This is a genomic window from Rhizobium sp. LjRoot258, from assembly GCF_964254185.1.
In the GTDB taxonomy this organism is placed as follows: domain Bacteria; phylum Pseudomonadota; class Alphaproteobacteria; order Rhizobiales; family Rhizobiaceae; genus Rhizobium.
Genome location: NZ_CAXUST020000003.1, coordinates 757,426 through 774,612 on the forward strand (window position 1 = coordinate 757,426; position 17,187 = coordinate 774,612).

Here is a 17,187-nt window from a genome sequence, read left to right on the forward strand (position 1 = left end):
TGGAATGACGCGAAGGTTTTCATTTTTTGGGCGGCAAGTATCTGCTGCCGAGCGAGTAGCGGCTGCCGACATAGGTGAAGGTATTGACCGTTGCGATCGCCTGCCCCGTCCACGTTTTTCGGTTGAGGACCAGGCAGCTGTCGCGCTCACGAATGTGCAGGAGGCGTGCATGTTTCTCAGTCGCCGGGATGGCGCTGATAAGATGCTCGACTTCGGTTAGGGGTGTGCTGTGCTGAAGGTAATCGTAGGTGCCGATGGACGTAAAATCCTGATCGAGATAGTTCTTGACCAGCTCTGTATTGACGTAACGCTCCTCAAGTTGAACAGGGACGCCATTTTCGTTGTGAACGACCAGCGAGTGATCGATGGGGCAAAGCTTTTTGAACTCGAACGCGTCCAATAGCATTTGATCCGGCCGCTCGATCCGCTCGAGCAGGATCACCTCCGCGCGGTGTTGGCTTCCACGCGCTTTGATCTCGGTGATGATGTTGCTGATCTCGATGAGGGTCGATTGCGCCTTGGGAGGCGACACGAATGTCCCGACGCCCTGGACCCTGCGCAGATAGCCTTCGGCGGTCAGTTCACGAAGCGCGCGATGGACCGTCATGCGAGAAACGCCGAGCGAAGACGTCAACTCGTGCTCGGACGGAAGCCTCTCGTTCTGTGGCCAGTTGCCGTTTCCGATATTGTCAAGGACGAAGTCCTTGACCTTTTCGTAGAGCGGTAGCGCGGTGTTTGAAAGACCGGGCAATTTCTATCTCCGTTTCACGCCGAGGCGTGTGCTTGATCAATCGGCTATTCGAATGATCGTTTTTAATTTGGTTGAGCGACCATCGAGCAGTCGGCGGTACGCATCAGGGACTTCGTCGAGTGAGTCCAGGATCTCGCTAAATTGCAGAAGTGAGGACTGCAGCTTTGGCAACAGCGCAATGGCGTCGGCGAGTTCGCCTCCAAAGGCATGGCAGCCAACCAGGGAAATCTCGCGCTCGACGAGGACATTGGGATCCAGATCCAGCTTTTCGTGACTGATGCCGACGAGAGCGAAGGCGCCGCCCCCCTCCAGCAGTTCGATTCCTCGCGCGATGGCTTTTGTACTTCCCGTTGCATCCACCGCATAACGCAGTCGCGCGTCGCCGAGTGCAGTCCTTGCTTGCGACTTATCCAGCGCGACCACCGATCCTCCGCAAATTGCGGCCACCATCTCGGCACGGCTGCCATTCAAATCCGTAAACAACAGCTTCCCATCGTGGAGATGTGAAAGCAGCAAACCGCAGAGACCGCCTATCGTCCCGCAGCCGACTAGGAGAATCGCCTCGCCTTGGGGTGGGTTAAGCCGTCGTATCGCATGAAGGGCGACGGCCAAAGGTTCGGCCATGGCCGCCACTGCAGGGTCAAGTGACGGCTCGTGCTTGAAAACCAGACGAGCGGGTAGTTGGGCCTGCTCCGCAATTCCTCCGTCGCATACCTCGCCGACGAAACCGAGATGTTCGCAGATATTGGTGCGGCCTGATCTGCATGCTTCACATTGGCCACAGTAAAAGCGGGAGTCAGCTGCGACGAGGTCACCGATCGCGAGACCTTCGACGCCCTCACCAATTGCGGAGACGCGACCGCAGAACTCGTGTCCAGCGGTGGATGGATGCCTGCTGATCCACTGGCCGGTTCTGTAGTTGTGAAGGTCCGAGCCGCAGATGCCCGCGGCGCGAACATCGATCGTCACGTAACCTGCCGGGGGCGACAGAGGTCTGTCGACTTCTTCGACCCTAAGATCAAGCGCGTCGTAAAGCCGGACCGCCTTCATCCTATCAGCCCCGCTTTGGCAGATAGTTGTCGCGGACCGCCGAGACCGCATACGCGTGAGATGAGAAGCCTTCATACTCCGCAAGCGTATGGGCACGCTTCGCAAACTCGGGATAGGCCGACGCTGTCACGTAGCCGATCGAACTGCGCTTCACAAAATCGGTCACCGACAGCGGGCCGAACGTGCGCGCCCAGCGGCTCGTCGGCAGCACGGCATTTGGACCGAGGCAGAAATTGGCGATGCTGACAGGCGTATGCGGACCCATGAGGATTTCCGCAGCCTCGGTGATGTGACCGAGATGGGCGAAGGCATCCTGCGACAGGATTTCGAGATGCTCGGGCGCGTAGGCGTTGACGAAGTCGTAGCTTTCCTCGATCGAGGAGGTGAGGATGATCCCACCGCATTTGCCTGAAAGGACAGCGCTCGAGAACTGAACCCTCTGTTCGGTCATACGTGCCCAATGCTCAGGCAGAGCGGCGAGGGCCTCCTCGGCCACGCGGCGGCTATGGGTCACGAGATAGGCGGAAGAGTCGGGACCATGCTCGGCCTCGATCAGGAGATCGAGCGCGGCAAGGCCGCCATGGACAGTGTCGTCCGCGAAAATGATTGCTTCCGAAGGGCCAGCAGGCAGGCCCGTGTCGATGATGCCTGACAGGCTCCGCTTGGCTGCGACCACCCAAGGGCTTCCCGGCCCAACGATCTTCAGTGCCGGCTTGATTGTTTCCGTCCCGTAGGCAACAGCTGCGACTGCCTGAGCGCCGCCTACCTTGTAGACAGTTTGCACGCCGGCCAGACGCGCTGCCACAAGCGTTGCGGCGTCCACGCTACCGTCCGGGGCAGGCGGAGTGACGATCGCCAGGTTCGGAACACCTGCCACGACGGCGGGGACGGAGGTCATCATCGTGACCGACGGAAACGAACCTTTGCCGCGCGGAACGTAGAGGGCGGCGGACTTGATCGGGGTGAAGCGGTCGCCGGCAAAGGCGCCTGGCTTGATCTCCTTCAGCCACATGGCTTCCGGCTTCTGCTCTTCATGAAAATGACGAATATTCTCGATGCCGAAGGTGATGGCCTCGATCACATCCTCGCTAACGAGTTTGAAGGCGGCGTCGAATTCCGCTTCCGTTGCCTTGATCGTTGCTTCTGTAATATTTGCCTTGTCGAGGTCACGGCCGAAGCGGGCAACGGCACGGTCACCCTCGGTGCGTACGGCCTCAAGGATTGGTGCCACTTTCTCGATGAAGCCGGAGATGTCTGTTTCGGACCGTCGAAAGAGCGCGGCCTTCTCATCCGGTCCAAGATTGGAATATTCATGAAAAGTGACTTCGGTCATTGCTCATATCCTTCTTGGCGCACAGTGGCGCACACAGTCGCAGTCGTCCGCGCGCTGACGGCACGACGATCCAAGTTGCCCACAGGTCATGCTGGAACGCACCGCACGTCGGTGGCCACCGGCGCAATACCCTGCAAGCTATTCGTGCGAGGACGCCGGATATGGCTATCCGGCACATTCCCAGGAAGTCGAAGACTTCGTTCCCGTTTTTATTGTCTATAGTTGTCTATACATCTATAGACAATATGATCATTCGTGTGCTGTCAAGCGTCATCTTCCGTTTCTAGATCGACGCCAAAAAACCGCCGTCGACAGGAATGCATTGGCCGGTGATGTAGGCCGATGCGCCACTTGCGAGGAAGACGACGGCGCCGCCGATGTCGACACCATCACCGAACCGTTTCTGTGGGATCTTGTCCAGCATTTTGGCCGACCAGCCCTCGTCCTGATAAAAACCCTCGGTCATCGCTGTGCGGAAATAGCCCGGTGCCACTGCATTCACGCGGATGCCCAGCGGTGCCCATTCGGCCGAAAGCGCTCGGGTCATACCGAGCAGTCCCGACTTCGAGGAGCCATAGGGCACGGCGGTCGGAATGCCGATATAGGAGGTAAGTGAGCAAAGGTTTATGATGCTTCCGCCCCGGGGCTGTTTTGACATCCGCCGCGCCGCGCCTTGCGACCAGAAGAACGCGCCCTTGAGGTTGGTGCCGATGATCTTGTCCCAGATCTGTTCATCGACGTCGAGCGAGGGAGATACCTGTTCGTAGCCGGCATTATTGACAAGGATATCGACAGCGCCAGTGATGTTTTCGAACTTGCTTAGCGTTTCGTCGATGGACGAGATGTCTGTCACATCCTGGGCGCTCGTGATGCAGGTCCTGCCAAGGGCCTCGATCCTCCCTTTGGTTTCGCTTAGCGAATTTTGATCGCGCGCCGTAACGCAAACATCGGCACCCGCTTCGGCAAGCGCCAGCGCAATCCATTGGCCCAGGCCGCGGCTCGCACCGGTCACAACTGCCACTCTTCCTGCCAGATCGAACATCGTATTGGCCATGATGATCCCCTTGCTTTTGCAGGATAGAACCACCGTTCAACAATAATGTCTATACATGTATTGACAAAGAGAGACATTCCGATTTGTGCCTGAAAGACGCGCCATGGCAAAAGTTGCCACAGGACATTACGCTCAGAAATCCCGATCGGCAGCCGCAGAGACAATCATTGGGTTTGAGATTGATTGCCCAGGATCTGCCGATCGAATCAAACGCCCGATTGTGGATGGCTTTCAGCTTCACATCGGTGCGATCAAGGTGAAGATGTGGGATTTCAGATAGTTGGGAAAGAGGTGGTCGCAGGTTCCGATCGCTTCAAGAGCGTGGGTTGCGGCGCATCGCAGATGCTCGTCGTTCAACGATATGGAGAGTCGGAACTTCAAATCTACTTAAGACGATCCCTCGCTTTCAGAGCTCGTTGCCACGATATCGAATGGCGTTGACGCTTCAATTTGCTGAGGTATCCGTTCTAATCAGCAGAATACGCGCCATACCTTCATCAACTGAGCCGGCAAAGGTCTCAGGCTCAGAGCACCGAAACAACAGCCTTGGCGAGGTCGTCGAGCCGGTCTTCCCTGAGGCCCGCGACGTTGAAGCGGGAATCGCCGACCATGTAGATGCCGAACTCGTCTCGCAGGCGGTCGACCTGCGCTTCGGTCAGGCCGAGGCGCGAGAACATGCCGCGGTGGTCGGCGATGAAGTCGAAGCGCGAGGAGTTGGACTGGCGACGGAGCGCCTCGGCAAAGCCTTTACGCAGGTTGAGCATGCGAAGCCGCATGGCCTCGAGTTCGGACTTCCAGTCGGCGCGCAGTGCATCGTCCTCGAGGATGATGCGGACGGCGGCGGCGGCATGGTCCGGCGGCATGGAATACAGCACGCGGGTCGTGGCGAGCGCCTGGCTGCCGGCGATCTTTACGCCTTCTGCGTCCTTGCCCATCAGGATGACGGCGCCGACGCGGTCGCGGTAGACCGAGAAGTTTTTCGAGCAGGATGTGGCGACAGCCATTTCCGGCACCTTGCTCGCGAGCAGGCGAACGGCGGCGGCGTCTTCCTCCAGACCATCGCCAAAGCCCTGATAGGCAAGATCGACGAAGGGGAAGAGGTCGCGTTCGACGAGAAGATCCACGACCGGAGCCCACTGCTGGATCGTCAGATTGGCGCCGGTCGGGTTGTGGCAGCAGCCATGCAGCAGAGTGATGTCACCGGCCTTCGCCTGCTTCAATCCCTCTAGCATCGCATCGGCCTTCACCGTGCCGCTTGCGGGATCGAAATAGGGATAGGTCGCGGTTTTGAACCCTGCAGCCTTCAGGATCGGCACATGGTTCGGCCAGGTCGGATCGGAGAGCCAGATGGTGGCGTCAGGCCGGGCCTTTGCGAGCAAGTCGGCGATCGTGCGCAGCGCGCCTGAGCCGCCCGCCGTCTGGCAGGCGAACATGCGCGACAGATCGGCCCTCTCGCCAAAGACCAGCTGCAGCATAGCCTTGTTGAAGCCTTCATCGCCTGCCATGCCGACATAGGTCTTTGTCGTCTGGCTTTCATAAAGGCGTTTCTCGGCCTCGCGCACGGCTCGCATGATGACGGTCGCGCCCTGCGAATTCTTGTAGACGCCGACGCCGAGATCCATTTTCGTCGGCCGCGCGTCGTTCTTGTACAGAATCGAGAGGCTGAGGATCTTGTCCGGCGGGGCGAGGTCAAGGGTTTCGAACATGGCTTTTCCTTTGGATTGAGATCAAGTACCGATTTGCATTTCGCGGCGCGCCTCGGCGCGTTTAGCCTGCCGTTCACGCTCGCGGAAGCGGTTGCGATCGTCCTCGCCGTGAACGTCATAGCATTGCGGACCACGGAACGACCGGCAACTCGTCAAGAGACGCGTCAACGATCCTTCATGACACAAAACGAGCCTCCGCTGCAGTACATAGCTGATCCAAGGTTAGCCTTATTGCAACATTTTACTGCACGTATCGAGCGCAGCCAGGTTGCCCCTTGTCCATGGCCACAGTGCGCCTAGATCAATACAAGAAAGGGTTGCATTCACTTTGCACTGGGCCTCGCATGAGTGCCTTTCGGTTGATAATTTTCGGAATTGCCAATGATCTGGAACCATCGCATCACCCGTATTCTGGTCGGCATATCCCTGTTCGCGGTTGCGATCGTTCTTCTGCTGCCCGGCCTGACCGGCTTTACAAGCCTCGACGGTACAGTCAACGCGCGATTTGCGATCGTGAATGCGCCTATCGACGGCGAGGTCGCAGAAACGCCCCCAAAAGTTGGTGCACGCGTGTTGGCAGGAGAGCCGCTCGCCTTGATACACAACGCCCGCGTGAACCGCGCAATACTGACTTCGCTGCAAGCCGACCAGATGACTGCTGTCGAACATGCTACGGCGCTAAAGCGGGAACGCGATGAGCTTGCACGACTTCGTGATCAGCTGGCTGCACGCATGGAAGTCTTCACACGCACAACCATTGCCGACTTGGAGCGGCAAGTTGAGATCCTAAACAAACGGGTCAAGGTTTCCGAGGCGCAGGACAACGTCGCGCAAGTCGACTTTGACCGGCGGCTGGCGCTTGAGGCGAAGGGTATCCTGTCCACCAAGATGGTCGAAGCCGCCCGAGCCGCCTGGAAAGCGGCGGGGGGCGAACTCGAAATCAGTGGCTTGACCGTAGCGCAGCTCGAACAAAAGCTGGAAGCCGTTCGCCAAGGTGTTTTCGTTCTCGGTGACGGCCAGAACGACGTGCCCTATTCCCGCCAGCGACAGGATGAGGTGATTGTTCGTATCAACGATCTCAACACGCGCATCGCCGAAAACGAAACACGGGCCGCACAGGTGCAAAAGCAGCTGATTGAGGAGGAAAACCGCGTCCGCAGTCTCACTTCGGCATCAGTTCCATCGCCTTTCGATGGAGTGGTGTGGAGTAGCAACATCGTCAACGGCTCGAACGTCATCCTCAATACCGAGCTGATGCGCATCCTCGATTGCAGCGATCTGTTCGTCGATATCCTTGTTCCGGAAGTCGACTACCAAGAGATTTATCCTGGCCTTGCTGCAGAGGTGCGCTTGCTAGGCGCAGGCGACGTCTTCAAAGGCGTGGTGTTATCGGTAAGAGGCAGCTCCGCGGTCGCCGAGAAGGACACGCTGGCAGCCAATCAGCCCGAAACTACCAAACGCAACGATCGAATACGCGTGGGCCTGGCTCCCTCCGCTCTCAATACGGATTTTCCGAACTTTTGCCAGGTGGGGCGTTCTGTTCAGGTACGCCTGCCCAAACCTAACATCGGCATATGGCACTGGGTGGAAGGCTTGTGGTTCAGTATCTTATAGCACTGGCGCCGACGTTTTTGGTTTTGGGGTTCTTTTTGCTTGGACCTTTCAACTGGTCTCGTAACCAGAGCTGGACGCGTGCAATCACATGCGCTGTCGTTGGCGCCATCGCATTGCGCTATATACTCTGGCGGCTATTCGAGACGGTACTCCCTTATCCCAACGATGGCCTCAACTTCTACTGGGTCTGGTTTCTGTTCATCGTAGAAATTCTCGCGTTCTTTGAAGTCGTGCTCTTCCTGGTCTTGATGAGTCGATACGTGGACCGGAGCGCAGAAGCGGACGGTCTCGCGCGAGACTTCTTTAGAGGTGACGAGGATGAATTGCCCACGGTGGATGTGTTCATTCCTACCTATAACGAGCCGCTCGACGTCCTGGAACGGACGATCATTGGGGCGCTTGCGCTCGATTATCCGCAAGACAAGCTGAAAGTCTACGTGCTCGACGATCAGCGTCGTGATTGGCTCAAGGCGTACTGCAGGGAGAGGGGAGCAATCCATGTCACACGCCCCGACAACAGCCATGCCAAAGCCGGCAACATGAACAACGGTCTGAAGGTCAGCTCCGGCGACTTCATCGCGATATTCGATGCTGACTTCGTGCCCTATCGTCACTTCCTGCGCCGCACGCTGCCCTTCTTTTCCGATGCGACCATCGGCATCGTCCAAACGCCGCAGCATTTCTTCAATACCGATCCGGTGCAGTCAAATCTCGGTCTGGAAAATATCTGGCCGGACGAGCAGCGTTTGTTCTTTGATGAAATTGCACCGAGCCGAGATATCTGGGACGTCAGTTTCTGCTGTGGGTCATGCTCGATCGCGCGACGCAAGGCGATCGATGAGATTGGGGGTTTTCCGACGGAATCCATCACAGAGGATCTGTTGACCACCCTTTCCATGCTCAACAAGGGTTACAAGACCCGTTACCTCAATGAGCGCCTGTCGATGGGATTGGCCGCTGAGAATTTGACTGGCTATTTCGTACAGCGCGAGCGCTGGTGCCAGGGGGGAATTCAAACACTCTATCTTCACAACGGCCCACTGCGCGGCCCTGGTCTGTCACTTTTTCAACGCATCATGTTCCTTCCGCTGTCGTGGTTGGTGCAGTATCTGGTGCGCTTTGCGATATTGATCATCCCGATCATATATCTCTGGTTCGGCTTGTTGCCGCTCTACTTCACCAACGCTGCGGACTATATCTCCAATCAGGTGCCGTTGCTGACGGCCTATTTCCTTTTAATGCTCTGGATAACACCGACGCGGTATTTGCCCGTCGTATCGAGTGCAGTCGGAGCTTTTGCGACGTTTCGGATGTTGCCAACTGTCATTTCCAGTGTGGTGCGTCCCTTCGGCAAACCGTTCAGGGTGACCCCGAAGGGCAGCGGCAACGAGGCGATTGGATATGATGGATACAGCCTTGCCTGGATAGCGGTGTTGATATTGGCGACGGCCATCGGTCTTGTCATCAATATTGTGCCTGAGACCTCCCATGTCGAGGCGCAGTTCTCACCGATTGCGGCTTGCTGGTCGGGCATCAACATTGTCGTTCTCGCTATCGCGTCCTTGATCTGCTTCGAGAAACCGCGACGGCTCTTCGATGCGTTCAAACTTGATGAAGCGGTTCACGTCGACGGCGTTCCCGGCCGCATGGTCAGTCTGGCGCTCGACAAGGCAGTTGTTGCCGTGCCGCCGGAGACGCGCTTTGCATCCGCCGATGTCACGCTGTCGCTCGAGGGTTTTTCGCCTTTCAAAACGGAATTAAGGATGGTCACCCAAAGACGAAGGAGCATTGCTCGCCTGGGCGACAAGGAGGCCTTCTACTTGCACCTCCATTTCGATCTTAGCGGTTCGGCCCGCGATAAGATGATCGTCAAGCTTTATACCGGGCGATACTCCCAGGACGTTCGTGACATTGACAAAGTCGCGGTCTCGATCAACCTTCTGCTTCGGACTTTCGGTCGAACCCGGACGCTTTGAGGGAGGTGTCTCCCGGCCCGACACATACACAAAATTTAGTGGGATCGAACAGCGGAAATGGCTGCTTAGCCGCATCAAATCCTTGCTGCCGGGAAGGCGAGAAATGACCGTGCCGATACGGCCGACGCGCGGCGACGTAGCCAGTCATCCGGATGGTCCTTCGGCTGAATGAAACGCACGATCGGCGGTACGGTCAAGCCGGCTTTCCATCATGCGTCGGCACAGTTCCTGGGATCTTGACGCAGGCCTGCGTTCGTTCAGTCCTAACAGTTGAACGTGCCATCGTTGGCCTGGCTATCAACGCCAAACGGAGCTAGCCACGCCCGATCCTAGTCTTGCCCCAGCGCCTGCGGTGAGCGGCCAATCCCAAACCTAAGTTTGGATTACAGGCGTTTGAGGGTGGTTGTAGGGTTGCTGGAGCCGCCACCAAGGAGCGCTCGACAGCCACACTTTCAGAAACATAGGTTCGAGCGCCGGATCCATGACGGTATGTGACATCAGCGTCCTACCGGGTGGAGAGTGACAGGCTAGTCTTCACGCAAAACAGGAGCGCGTCATGTCGCAGGCAGAAACAAGACCCCGTAAGAATCCGCAGCAGACAAATAGCAGCTTGGAAAACACCTTTCATCTCGGCAAGCCGGGAACTGGCGAGTTGGTTCCATCGCGCTACGCGCTGCGGATCGGCGAAATCGATGTCCTGGTGGTCAGCGACGGGGTGCTGCCGCTGCCAACCAAGATGTTGGGACACAATGCCGACGCCGCGGACCGGGCTGCCTGGTTGGACGATATGTTCCTGCCGCCGGACGCTTATGATTGGGCGCTGAACGTCGTCGTGGTGCGCAGCGGCGAGCAGACCATACTCATCGACGCTGGGCTAGGGTTGGACCCGGACCTGAACTTGCCGCGGGCCGGGCAGTTGATCAAACGGCTGGAGGCCGCCGGCATCGATCTTGCGTCCGTGACCGACGTGGTGCTTACCCACCTGCACATGGACCACATTGGCGGGCTGCTCATCGACGGGGTGAAGGACAGCCTGCGTCCGGACCTGCGCATCCACGTGGCGGCCGCCGAAATCAAGTTCTGGGAGGCTCCCGATTTTTCTCACGTCTCCATGCCGCCGGGGTTCCCGGACGCGCTTCGGGCGGCCGCCAAGCAGTTCTCGAAGGAGTACCGTGGTCAGCTACGGCTATTCGATGAGGAATACGAGGTGGCACCGGGGGTAGTCGTCCATCGCACCGGCGGCCACACCCCAGGGCACAGCGTGGTCCGCCTGGCGTCCGGCGGCGAACGACTGACCTTCGCCGGCGACGCCGTGTTCGCGGTCGGGTTCGAACACCCCGACTGGTACAACGGCTTCGAACATGACCCCGAGGAGGCAGCCCGCGTCCGGGTGCGTCTTTTGCGGGAGTTGGCGGCGAACGGTGAACTGCTGGTGGCCACTCATCTGCCGTTCCCGTCCGTCGGCCATGTGGCGGTCACCGGCGACCACTTTCGTTGGGTGCCAGTCTTCTGGGACTACTGACCGCTTATTGGGTTAGGGCCGAACTAGACGACTGCATGCGTTTGAACAGCCAGTCGATCGCTGCCTCATCGCCTGTATCCTCGCCGACTTAGACCTCGGTTTTCAGTACCGCTAGCAGGTCGGATCATCTCGCGCCCGCGCCGCGCCGGCTGGTTCTCCGGCAGCGCGGGTGCATCTGTTCGAGATCAGCCAGCCTTTAGACGACGGCCCTTTTCATCAGCCTGGTTCGGCCTCGCGCCCAAATTCGTCCGAGCCCGTGATCAACGAAAATCAAAAAGTGGCGCGCGTCCTCAACCTCGGCCGAGCAGAAGAGATCCGAGGATTATCCACTCTGAGCGGATAATCTTTAAAGTGAGATGGGAATTATAAATGGCTGCGACATAGGGCACTTAGGACGCGAGAGATTGCTCGCGAGCGATGATCGCAGGAGATTGCAATGGTTGAACTACCCCGTAAGGAAGAATTCGAGTCCACGGATCCCGGCATAAACGGAGACGATCCCGCAGCAACACCCGCCGAACAGGTCGCGTCCACGCCTGTTGCCGCTCCCCGCCGGAAATCTGCCGTCAAGAAGGGTGTGCTTGCCTTGGTCCTGCTAGCCGGAGGGGCGTATGGCGTCCACTTCGGCCACCACTACTGGACCGTCGGCCGATTTATCGAGTCCACCGATAACGCCTATGTAAAGGCAGACTACACGACGGTTGCTCCGAAGGTGGCCGGCTACGTCAAGGAGGTGCTCGTTAATGACAACGACGCCGTAACTGCAGGGCAGGTTCTTGCGCGGATCGACGATCGTGACTTCCAGGCGGCACTGAATCAGGCGCGGGCCGACGTGAAGGCGTCGGAGGCTGCGATCACGAATATCGACGCTCAGATCGAACTGCAGAGATCGGTCATCGGTCAGGCTCAGGCGTCGGTCGATGCATCGAATGCTTCGCTTGTCTTTGCAAAGTCCGAGGCCCAGAGGAATACGCGCCTGATCAGCACCGGGGCGGGGACGCAGTCGCGTGCGGAACAGAGCCGCTCTCTGATGGATCAGGCGACCGCCGCAGTCCAACGCGACCAGGCTGCGTTGATTGCCGCGCACGACAGGGTGCCGGTTCTCAAGAGCCAGCGCGACCAGGCGGTCGCTCAACGGGAACGAGCCGCCGCGGCGGCACAACAGGCCGAACTGAACCTCTCTTACACGAGTATCGTCGCAGCGGTCGACGGAACAGTCGGCGCACGCTCGATCCGCGTTGGACAGTATGTCACCGCTGGCACGCAGTTGATGGCGGTGGTGCCCCTGCATTCAGTCTATGTCGTTGCCAACTTCAAGGAAACGCAACTCACCTACGTTCGGGCGGGGCAGCCGGTGGACATCAAGGTGGATAGCTTTCCAGGCCTCGAAGTGAAAGGGCACGTGGACAGCGTCTCGCCAGCGAGCGGCCTCGAGTTCTCCCTGCTTCCCCCGGACAATGCGACGGGCAACTTCACAAAGATCGTCCAGCGAATCCCGGTGAAGATCATCATCGATGACGAAGCCCGCGCGGCTCAGCTCCGGTCCGGAATGTCCGTAGAGCCGGAAATCAACACAAGACTCGCGCGACTCTCGGAAGCGAAGTAACGGGCGCTGGCGGGTAACCGTCTCTCTTTTCCGATCACAGAAATACCGTGGTGAAGATTCCGCAACTGCGGAAGGAGCAATGTCATGGCTACACTTAAGCTCGTAGCGAACAACAAAGAGCCGTCGCAGGCTGTATCGTCTCAATCCGCCAAAACCGGGATGAGCCCTCTCCGGATGTGGTGCGCGGTCGTCGGATCGACCTTGGGCGCGTTCATGGCCGTCCTCAATATCCAGATCGTCAACGCGTCGCTCGCCGACATTCAGGGCGCGATCGGTGCCGGCAAGGATGACGGCGGCTGGATCTCGACTTCATATCTCATTGCGGAAATCGTGGTCATCCCCCTCAGCGGCTGGCTCGCTCAGGTCTTCTCCCTCCGGAAGTATCTCCTGACCAACGCCCTCCTGTTCCTGGTCTTTTCCGTTGCTTGTGCGTTCGCCACAAACCTCGAACAGATGATCGTGCTCCGTGCCATCCAGGGCTTTGCTGGTGGTGTCCTGATCCCCATGGCCTTCACGATCATCATCACCCTACTGCCGAAACCGAAGCAACCGATCGGATTGGCACTCTTTGCGCTTTCGGCCACGTTCGCTCCAGCGATCGGGCCGACCATTGGCGGATATCTGACGGAGAATTACGGCTGGGAATTCATCTTCTACGTGAACCTCGTCCCCGGTTTGCTGATGGTCGCTCTGCTCTGGGCCTCGCTCGACGAAGCTCCTATGAATCTAGGCCTGCTTGCCAAAGGGGACTGGCCCGGCATCGCCACCTTGGCGATTGGCCTTGCCGCCCTTCAAACGGTGTTGGAGGAGGGCAACAAGGAAGATTGGTTCGGATCCGAGTTCATCGTCAAGCTCTCGATCGTCGCCGCAGTCTCTCTGACGCTTTTCCTGATCATCGAGTTCAAGACCGCTAACCCGCTTCTGAATCTGAGGCTCCTCGCGCGCCGTAACTTCGGCTTCGGCATCTTGGCGAACACTATGCTCGGCATCGCGCTCTATGGGTCTGCGTTCGTGCTGCCGATCTATCTGGCGAGAATCCAGGGCTACAATTCAGAACAGATCGGCATGGTGCTTGCCTGGACCGGTATCCCGCAGCTAATTCTCATTCCGCTCGTTCCCAAGCTGATGAAGCTGATCGACGTCCGGTTGCTGATCGCCATTGGCTTCGCCCTCTTCGCTGCCTCGAATTTCATGAACGTCCACATGACCGGAGACTATGCGGCCGACCAGCTTTTCTGGCCGAATGTCATCCGTGCCATCGGGCAAGCCCTTGTCTTCGCGCCGCTCTCGGTCGTTGCGACTGCTGGCATCGAACAGGAGAATGCAGGCTCCGCATCGGCGTTGTTCAACATGATGCGCAACCTCGGTGGCGCGGTCGGAATCGCCTCGCTTCAGACCTTCATATCGAAGCGTGAGCAGTTCCATTCCAACATCCTCACGAACTCGATCAGCATCTTCGAAGAAGCCACGCGAAATCGCGTCGCCAAACTGACAACTTACTTCATGAATCACGGCGTCAGCGACCAGGCCACAGCCACCCATAAAGCCATTGTCGCCATTGCGTCCAGCGTGCGTAAGCAGGCCAACATCATGGCTTTCAGCGATGCGTTCTTTCTGCTTGGCGCGGGTCTCGTCGTTGCTTTGTTCGCAACGCTTCTCCTCAAAAAGCCAAGCGGCCAGATGTCTGGCGGCGGCGCACACTGAACAGCAATTCTCAAGGAGGTGGCATGAAAGAGGCCGCGCCCGCTGAGAGAACGGATCACTGAGATGCAGGTGATGATCGAGGGACAGTCACACTTCCAGCCTTTCGGCTTACCTTATTGGGGTTTCGAAGATCTCAATAAGGGAGTTGGAAGCATGACTGCCTCTTATGAATACCATATCGGCGTCGACTACCACAAATCCTACAGCCATCTGGTGGTGCAGGATTCGGCGGGTAAAACGCTGCGCTCTGGCCGTGTGAAGAATGACCGTCAGTCGCTTGGCGGCTTTTTGGAGCGGTATCGGGAGAACTCGCATGCCGTGGTCGAGGCCACCCGCAACTGGATGGTGATGTATGACTGGCTCGACGACATTTGTGATGATGTCGTTCTCGCCCATCCGTGGAAGGTCAAGGCGATTGCCGACGCCAAGATCAAGACCGACAAGATCGATGCGACGGTGCTGGCGCATCTGCTTAGAGCCGACCTGGTGCCGGAGGCCTGGGCACCCGGCGAAAAATCTCGGGAGCTTCGCGTCGCGCTGCGCGAACGGATGTTTTACGTGCGGCTGCGCACAATGACGAAGAACCGCATCGTCACGGTGTTTGATCGCTATCCGGAGCAGACAGCCCAGCTCAAGAAGCTCGGCGATCTGTTCGGCAGGGCCGGCCGTGTCCAGCTAGCGCAGGTCAACGTCTCAGAGATCGACCGCATCCAGATCGACCGTGGCCTCGACTTCATCGGCGACATTGACATCAGGATCAAGCAGTCGGAAGCAACGATCCGGGCGATGACCAAGGCCAATGCCAACGTCAAGCTGTTGAAGACGATCCCCGGCATTGGCGAGTTCTTCGCCCGGCTGATCGATGCCGAGATCGACGACATATCGCGCTTCCGCAACCCGAAGAAGCTTGCCGCCTATGCCGGGCTCGTGCCCTCGACCTATTCCTCCGGCGGCAAGACCTTCCACGGCAAGATCATCAAGCAGGGCAACAAGTGGCTGCGCTGGGCCTTCGTCGAAGCCGTCACCCCCGCCATCGCCACCGATGCGCAGCTTCGCGCCCAGTATGAACAATTGAAGATCAGAGGAGTGAACAAGGCGCGAGTTGCCATCGCGCGCAAGCTTTTGACGATCGCCTTCCAGATTCTGCGTGACCAGCGCGCTTACGAGCCGCGCGGCACTGGCACCACGGAAGGCGCGTCGACGATATCCCGGCTGTCCTGATGGTGTTTTAGCGAGCCCGGCAGGATCTGGGCTGCGCTCCTCAAGGAGAATGGGAAGCCGGGAGCCGAACGCCACTCTGTGACCGAAGCCACAAGCATCAGGGTCACGCATTGGAGAATGGTTCGAGAACCGAAGGACGCAAACAACTGTCCGGCGGAGGGAAGAGATTTAGCCGATCGGCGAAAATGCCGGTCAAATAACAACAGAACCCAAGGAAAAGCCCGCAAATGCTGGTGTTTTACCCCTTGTGTTCTTTCATTGGAGATCACCATGAACACGATCACACGAGAACCGATTTCCCGGAGACACCGCGGGAGCGTCGGGCCCAATGTCGATCCTGGCTCCATCCTTGCCGTCCTGGAATGGCTCGCCGGCGACGAGTGCCATTCGATCGACGAAGCCGGCCTGGTTGCGGGTCTGGGTCTCAGGTTACGGCAGATCGGCCTCCCGATCGACAGACTTACGCTCCATCTGATGACCCTTCATCCCGAGATCCTCGGCCGAACGGTCGCATGGGCTCCTTCCGAACCCGTCGAGATCCATGACAGGGATCACGGGATCAAGGTCGAGTTCGCCTCAAGCCCACTGGTCAAGGTGATGGAGTCACGTGAGCCGATGATCGTTGATGCGGGCGACCGACAGTCTCCATGGCAGCATATCGACGTGTTCGCGGGACGGAATTTGGTCCAGCTCATGATTGCGCCGCTCTGCAACGTCGACGGACCGGTGAGTGCGGCGGGATTTGGGACGAAGCGGCCAGGCGGCTTCACGCTGTCCGAAATCCGTGTCATCGAGCGGATCCTGCCTTCGTTGCGCAATACCTGCGAAATGCGGGTCATGCGTCACGCCGAGCTGTCCTTGCTCGATACGTACATCGGGCCGATGACGGCTCAACGAATCCTCGCCGGCAAAATCCGTCAAGGCGAGATCGAGACGATGCAGGCAGCACTTCTGCTTTGCGACATGAAGGGATTCACCGAACTCTCGAACCGTCTGCCTGACGAAAAGGTGCTGGAACTGCTCAACGCCTACTTCGATGCGGTGATCCCTGCGATCACGGGCAACGGCGGGGAAGTGCTGAAGTTCATGGGGGATGCGGCACTCGCATTCTTCCCGACATCCGACGCTGTGGTTGCGTGTCGACACGCGTTGGCAGCAACCGCTGAGATCTTCGCCAATCTTGCCGGATTCGAACAGAACGGTGCCCGCGTCGATGCAACAGTGGGATTGCACTATGGCAAGGTGAGCTATGGGAACATCGGCTCCGGACGGAGGCTGGATTTCACGGTCATCGGTTCGGACGTCAATCTGCTCAGCAGGATACAGACTGCCTGCGGGGGGCTCGGAAAGTCGGTTCTCATGTCCGACACGTTCCGTCGTAGCTCCGGGGCCGACAACATTGTCTCCACCAAATTTCACCGCCTGAAGGGTTTTGCCGATCCGATCGAGCTATTCACGATTGCGGAATAGAGAAGCCTCCCTTCAATCGGTCTCGACTGCCAGCACGGAGGCCGACTGTCCGGCCTGCCGCTCGCTCAACGGATGCGGGATCGGCAACCCATACCGTACGCGGATCAGCCGGACGTCTGTTTTGTCCGGAGACGTTCGGCATAGTTGGCGTCAAGGTTACCTACACTGACCGGTAAGGAG

Annotated in this window: 12 protein-coding genes; 7 read left to right on the forward strand and 5 right to left on the reverse strand. The window is 58.4% G+C overall.

Annotated elements, in window-relative coordinates; translation table 11 throughout:
* Positions 1–19: 19 nt before the first annotated feature.
* The 5 genes from hutC to ACSQ9D_RS32095 form a co-directional block, all read right to left on the reverse strand.
* The gene (hutC, locus tag ACSQ9D_RS32075; RefSeq protein ID WP_436285792.1) at positions 20–751 is read right to left on the reverse strand and encodes a histidine utilization repressor; all 732 of its coding nucleotides are present in this window, start codon (positions 749–751) and stop codon (positions 20–22) included.
* A gap of 36 nt (positions 752–787) precedes the next feature.
* Positions 788–1,801: a zinc-dependent alcohol dehydrogenase gene (locus ACSQ9D_RS32080; RefSeq protein WP_436285793.1), complete on the reverse strand. Its 1,014-nt coding sequence runs from the start codon at positions 1,799–1,801 to the stop codon at positions 788–790.
* 4 nt (positions 1,802–1,805) lie between these two features.
* Positions 1,806–3,134, reverse strand: coding sequence for a histidinol dehydrogenase (gene hisD, locus ACSQ9D_RS32085; RefSeq protein WP_436285794.1), 1,329 nt, complete (start codon positions 3,132–3,134; stop codon positions 1,806–1,808).
* 283 nt (positions 3,135–3,417) lie between these two features.
* Positions 3,418–4,188, reverse strand: a complete 771-nt coding sequence (locus ACSQ9D_RS32090; protein WP_436285795.1) for an SDR family NAD(P)-dependent oxidoreductase — start codon at positions 4,186–4,188, stop codon at positions 3,418–3,420.
* A 524-nt stretch (positions 4,189–4,712) separates the two neighbouring features.
* Positions 4,713–5,894 (reverse strand): aromatic amino acid transaminase, encoded by a 1,182-nt coding sequence (locus ACSQ9D_RS32095; protein ID WP_436285796.1) that lies wholly within the window; start codon positions 5,892–5,894, stop codon positions 4,713–4,715.
* A gap of 381 nt (positions 5,895–6,275) precedes the next feature.
* Here ACSQ9D_RS32095 and ACSQ9D_RS32100 point away from each other — a divergent pair, with 381 nt between their 5' ends.
* The 7 genes from ACSQ9D_RS32100 (at position 6,276) to ACSQ9D_RS32130 (ending at position 17,007) form a co-directional block, all read left to right on the forward strand.
* Complete coding sequence (locus ACSQ9D_RS32100; RefSeq protein WP_436285797.1) at positions 6,276–7,508, forward strand: HlyD family secretion protein; 1,233 nt, start codon at positions 6,276–6,278, stop codon at positions 7,506–7,508.
* On the forward strand, positions 7,490–9,484 hold the full coding sequence (locus tag ACSQ9D_RS32105; protein WP_436285798.1) for a glycosyltransferase: 1,995 nt from the start codon (positions 7,490–7,492) through the stop codon (positions 9,482–9,484). The genes ACSQ9D_RS32100 and ACSQ9D_RS32105 overlap by 19 nt, the downstream gene beginning before the upstream one ends.
* Before the next feature lie 556 nt (positions 9,485–10,040).
* On the forward strand, positions 10,041–11,006 hold the full coding sequence (locus ACSQ9D_RS32110; protein WP_436285799.1) for an MBL fold metallo-hydrolase: 966 nt from the start codon (positions 10,041–10,043) through the stop codon (positions 11,004–11,006).
* A 436-nt stretch (positions 11,007–11,442) separates the two neighbouring features.
* Positions 11,443–12,612, forward strand: a complete 1,170-nt coding sequence (locus ACSQ9D_RS32115; protein WP_436285800.1) for an HlyD family secretion protein — start codon at positions 11,443–11,445, stop codon at positions 12,610–12,612.
* Positions 12,613–12,696: 84 nt separating this feature from the next.
* Positions 12,697–14,316, forward strand: a complete 1,620-nt coding sequence (locus ACSQ9D_RS32120; protein ID WP_436285801.1) for an MDR family MFS transporter — start codon at positions 12,697–12,699, stop codon at positions 14,314–14,316.
* Positions 14,317–14,469: 153 nt separating this feature from the next.
* Complete coding sequence (locus ACSQ9D_RS32125; RefSeq protein ID WP_436283783.1) at positions 14,470–15,537, forward strand: IS110 family transposase; 1,068 nt, start codon at positions 14,470–14,472, stop codon at positions 15,535–15,537.
* Positions 15,538–15,807: 270 nt separating this feature from the next.
* Positions 15,808–17,007, forward strand: coding sequence for an adenylate/guanylate cyclase domain-containing protein (locus ACSQ9D_RS32130; protein WP_436285802.1), 1,200 nt, complete (start codon positions 15,808–15,810; stop codon positions 17,005–17,007).
* The last annotated feature ends 180 nt before the right edge of the window (positions 17,008–17,187 follow it).